This window comes from Caballeronia udeis (assembly GCF_044909315.1).
GTDB classification, from domain to species: domain Bacteria; phylum Pseudomonadota; class Gammaproteobacteria; order Burkholderiales; family Burkholderiaceae; genus Caballeronia; species Caballeronia udeis_A.
Window position 1 is genome coordinate 1 of the sequence record NZ_JBIYEB010000076.1, and the last position, 4,348, is coordinate 4,348.

General features: G+C 58.5%; 5 protein-coding genes. All 5 read left to right on the forward strand.

Annotated elements, in window-relative coordinates:
• The first annotated feature begins 106 nt into the window (after positions 1–106).
• Positions 107–427: a pyrimidine/purine nucleoside phosphorylase gene (gene ppnP, locus ABH944_RS44430; protein WP_404615786.1), complete on the forward strand. Its 321-nt coding sequence runs from the start codon at positions 107–109 to the stop codon at positions 425–427.
• 300 nt (positions 428–727) lie between these two features.
• The gene (locus ABH944_RS44435) at positions 728–1,870 is read left to right on the forward strand and encodes a Re/Si-specific NAD(P)(+) transhydrogenase subunit alpha (protein ID WP_404615784.1); all 1,143 of its coding nucleotides are present in this window, start codon (positions 728–730) and stop codon (positions 1,868–1,870) included.
• 10 nt (positions 1,871–1,880) lie between these two features.
• Positions 1,881–2,210, forward strand: coding sequence for an NAD(P) transhydrogenase subunit alpha part 2 (locus tag ABH944_RS44440; protein WP_404615782.1), 330 nt, complete (start codon positions 1,881–1,883; stop codon positions 2,208–2,210).
• Entirely contained in the window at positions 2,207–3,661 is a 1,455-nt protein-coding gene (locus tag ABH944_RS44445; RefSeq protein WP_404615780.1) for an NAD(P)(+) transhydrogenase (Re/Si-specific) subunit beta, read from the forward strand. Before ABH944_RS44440 ends, ABH944_RS44445 begins: the two co-directional genes overlap by 4 nt.
• 397 nt (positions 3,662–4,058) lie before the next feature.
• Positions 4,059–4,348, forward strand: a 290-nt coding sequence (locus ABH944_RS44450) for an ABC transporter permease subunit (protein ID WP_472975156.1), incomplete at its 3' end; no start/stop codon positions are given.

The window sequence follows — 4,348 nt, forward strand, 5'->3', positions numbered from 1 at the left end:
ACTCAAGAGCGCTCAAAAACGGCCCTCGATCATTGCGGCGTGCTGGATGCAGGCTACGCTCTGGTGACGTCATAAATTATGGAAGTCTCAATAAGGAGCATTTTATATGCGATCCGATGAGCAGTACGAAGGAGTATCTGTAGTAAAACGCGCCAATATTTTTGACGACAAATGCATTTCTCACACAGTCATTTTCGCAGATGGGGCGAGAAAGACGCTCGGTGTGTTCCTTCCCGGAACAATGATTCTTCCTTCGGTAGTGGACGAGGTGATCGAGGTTCTGGCCGGTCACTGTTCGGTTCGACAAAAGGACAGCGCCGAATGGACCGAATACCGTGCGGGTGATTCGTTCAAAGTCCCGCGCAAAAGCACCATCGAAATAAAAGTATTTGAGACGACCGAATACATCTGCAATTTCGATGATTGACTGCCACTCTCCTCTTGAAAGTGCACGGTGATTGCTAGTTCCGCGTTGATCGTCAGCGACTGCTTTGTCGGTACCGATGAGGATGGACGTTGCAATCTGACGTCCATGGCAGGACCTGTTTGATTTTACGGTTCAAATTTCACGTCTTGCGGTTTCATTCAATAACACGGCGCGTAGGTTTGCACGATCGTTTATGAGCAATTTGAAATCTGCTCGTTTGGTTGATGGGTCGGGATCCACCGACGTGAAACGCGTCGGATGATCATACACGCTGGCTCAAAGCATTTAGTAGGGGAAGGTATGCACATCGGAGTGCCGGCTGAGACGCGGCCGTATGAAACACGTGTCGCCGCGACGCCCGAGACGGTTAAGAAGTACGTGTTGCAGGGTCACAGGGTCACTGTGCAGAGCGGTGCCGGGTCGGGTGCCAGCTATCTGGACGACGCGTACGTGGCAGCGGGCGCCGAACTCGTCGATGCGCCGACCACGGTCGGCGCAGAGATCGTTCTCAAGGTTGAGACGCCCACCGATTCGGAACTCGCGCTTCTTAAACGCGGTGCAGTGTTGATCGGAATGTTGAAGCCGTTTAATACGGAAAACGCGCAGAAACTCGCCGCGGCGGGGGTTACCGCGTTCGCGCTCGAAGCGGCGCCGCGCACCACCCGTGCACAGAGCATCGACGTGTTGTCGTCGCAGGCGAACATCGCCGGGTACAAGGCGGTGCTGCTGGCTGCGACGCTTTATCCGCGTTTCATGCCGATGCTGATGACTGCCGCGGGCACCGTGAAGGCAGCCCGTGTGCTAATTCTCGGCGCGGGTGTGGCCGGTCTGCAAGCGATCGCGACCGCCAAGCGCCTGGGCGCAGTGATCGAAGCGTCCGACGTGCGTCCGGCGGTCAAAGAGCAGATCGAATCACTCGGCGCGAAGTTTCTCGACGTGCCATACGAAACCGACCAGGAGCGCGAAGCCGCGCAGGGTGTCGGCGGTTACGCACGACCGATGCCCCCTTCGTGGCTCACGCGGCAGTCGGCGCTGGTTCACGAACGAGCGAAACTGGCCGATCTGGTGATCTCCATCGCATTGATCCCGGGACGCGCCACACCGACCTTGATTTCAGTCGACACCGTCCAGGCGATGAGACCAGGCTCCGTTCTGGTGGATCTGGCGGCCGGACACGGCGCCGAGTACGAAGGCAGGCGCGGCGGTAACTGCCCGTTGACCGAAGTGGATCAGGTCGTCACAAGAAGCGGCGTGACGATCGTCGGTTATACGAATCTGGCCTCGATGGTGCCCGCCGACGCGTCGTCGCTCTACGCACGCAACCTGCTCGACTTCCTCAAGCTGATCATCACGAAGGAAGGCGCCTTGAATATCGATCTCGCGGATGACATCGTCGCCGCCACGTTGCTGGCCCGTGACGGCGAAGTCACGCGCAAGGCATAGGAGACCGGCATTGGAAGTCATCAACCATACCGTCATCAACCTCATCATCTTCGTGCTGGCGATTTACGTGGGTTACCACGTGATCTGGAATGTTACGCCTGCGCTGCACACGCCGCTGATGGCGGTGACCAATGCGATTTCAGCGATCGTGATCGTTGGCGCGATGCTCGCGGCCGGTCTGACCGTGTGCGTCACAGGCAAGTTCTTCGGGACTCTGGCAGTCGCGCTGGCAGCGGTCAACGTCTTCGGCGGCTTTCTCGTCACTCGGAGAATGCTGGAGATGTTCAAGAAGAAAGCGCCGAAGAAGCTTCCAGCAGCGGCGAAGGAGAAGGCGCAATGAGTCTGAACGTCGTCATGCTGCTTTATCTCGTTGCTTCGGTCTGCTTCATTCAGGCGCTCAAGGGGCTCTCGAATCCGAAGACAGCGCGCATTGGCAATACGTTCGGTATGGCCGGGATGGCGATCGCGATCCTCACCACCATCGCGTTGATCCTCAAGCAGGCGGCCGGGCTCGGCTCGGACCTCGGCCTGGGCCTCGGGCTGTTGTTCGCGGCGCTGGTGGTGGGCGGCGCGATCGGGTCGTTCGTCGCCGCGCGCGTCGAGATGACCAAGATGCCCGAACTGGTCGCCGCCATGCACTCGCTGATCGGTCTCGCGGCCGTGTTCATTGCCTATGCGGTGGTCTCGGAGCCCTCGGTGTTCGGACTGGCGGACCCGGACAATCCGGTGCCCGGATTCCTGCCGTACGGCAACCGCGTCGAACTGTTCATCGGCACGTTCGTCGGTGCGATTACGTTCTCCGGTTCGGTGATCGCGTTCGGGAAGTTGTCTGGCAAATACAAGTTCCGCCTGTTTCAGGGCGCACCAGTCGTCTATGCAGGTCAGCACCTGATCAACCTGCTGCTCGCGGTCGCGATGATCGGCTTTGGCGTGATCTTCTTCCTCACTCAGTCGTGGCTGCCGCTCATCATCATGACGCTGATCGCGTTCGTACTCGGGGTGCTGATCATCATTCCGATCGGTGGCGCGGATATGCCGGTGGTCGTGTCGATGCTGAACTCTTACTCGGGCTGGGCGGCGGCGGGTATCGGTTTCTCGCTGAACAATCCGATGCTGATCATCGCGGGTTCGCTGGTGGGATCGTCGGGTGCGATCCTGTCGTACATCATGTGTCGTGCGATGAACCGTTCATTCTTCAACGTGATTCTCGGGGGCTTCGGTAACGAGGCGGGTGCGGCCGCGGCAGGCGGCCCGGCTGAGCAGCGCCCAGTGAAACCCGGGTCTGCCGACGATGCATCGTTCATGCTCGGCAACGCTGAAACCGTGGTGATCGTACCGGGATATGGGTTGGCGGTCGCACGCGCACAGCATGCGTTGAAGGAGTTGACCGACAAGCTGGTCGAGAAGGGTATTGAGGTGAAGTATGCGATTCACCCGGTGGCGGGGCGCATGCCGGGGCACATGAATGTGCTGCTCGCCGAGGCCGAAGTGCCGTACGACATGGTCTATGAAATGGACGACATCAACGGCGAGTTCGGTCAGGTCGACGTGGTACTGGTGCTTGGCGCGAACGATGTGGTGAATCCGGCTGCAAAGAACGATCCGAAGTCAGCGATTGCGGGCATGCCGATCATCGAGGCGTATAAGGCGCGCACGGTCATTGTGAACAAACGCTCGATGGCCTCCGGTTATGCTGGCCTCGACAACGACCTGTTCTACATGGACAAGACGATGATGGTGTTCGGCGACGCAAAGAAGGTGATCGAGGACATGGTTAAGAGTGTTGCTTAAAAGAGGCGAATCATGAACGTGAGGTTAGTGACGACGCGGGTGAAGAACACAACTGAACGCGGAACGGGGTTTCTGTCAGACGGACACGTCAGTAGAGAGGGACGTATAGCCATGCCGAGTACCGGTGATCTTTGTTCGGTGTGGGCATGGGCCAATGTAACTGGATGAACTGGCATCAGCCATTTCTCTCAACGGAATAATCCTGTGATGCCCCGCGTTGCCAGACCTCACGCCGGTGCTCTCGGATCCTTGCAGGGGCGAATAGCGTGCCTCAGTGCTGCCGCTCGCAGTCGCTTTCTGCAAGCCGAGATTTAAATTCGTCGCTGATAGCTCTTCATTTCGTATTTGCGGTTCGCGTTTCGTCACGCGGACACGTCTTCAGCAACAGGAGTATTGAATGGATATCTTTGTCCAGCAGGTTCTTAACGGGCTGGTGCTTGGCAGCGTGTACGCCATCATCGCGTTGGGTTACACGATGGTGTACGGGATTCTCGGCATCATCAACTTCGCTCACGGGGACGTGCTGATGGTGGGCGCCATGGTCGCGTTGTCGGCCATCGGTGTCTTGCAGAACCACTTCCCGGGCATGCCGTTAGCGCTGGTGCTGGTCATCGCGCTGCTGGTCGCCGCAGTCGTCTGCGCGCTGGTCGGCTACACCATCGAACGCGTGGCTTACCGGCCCTTGCG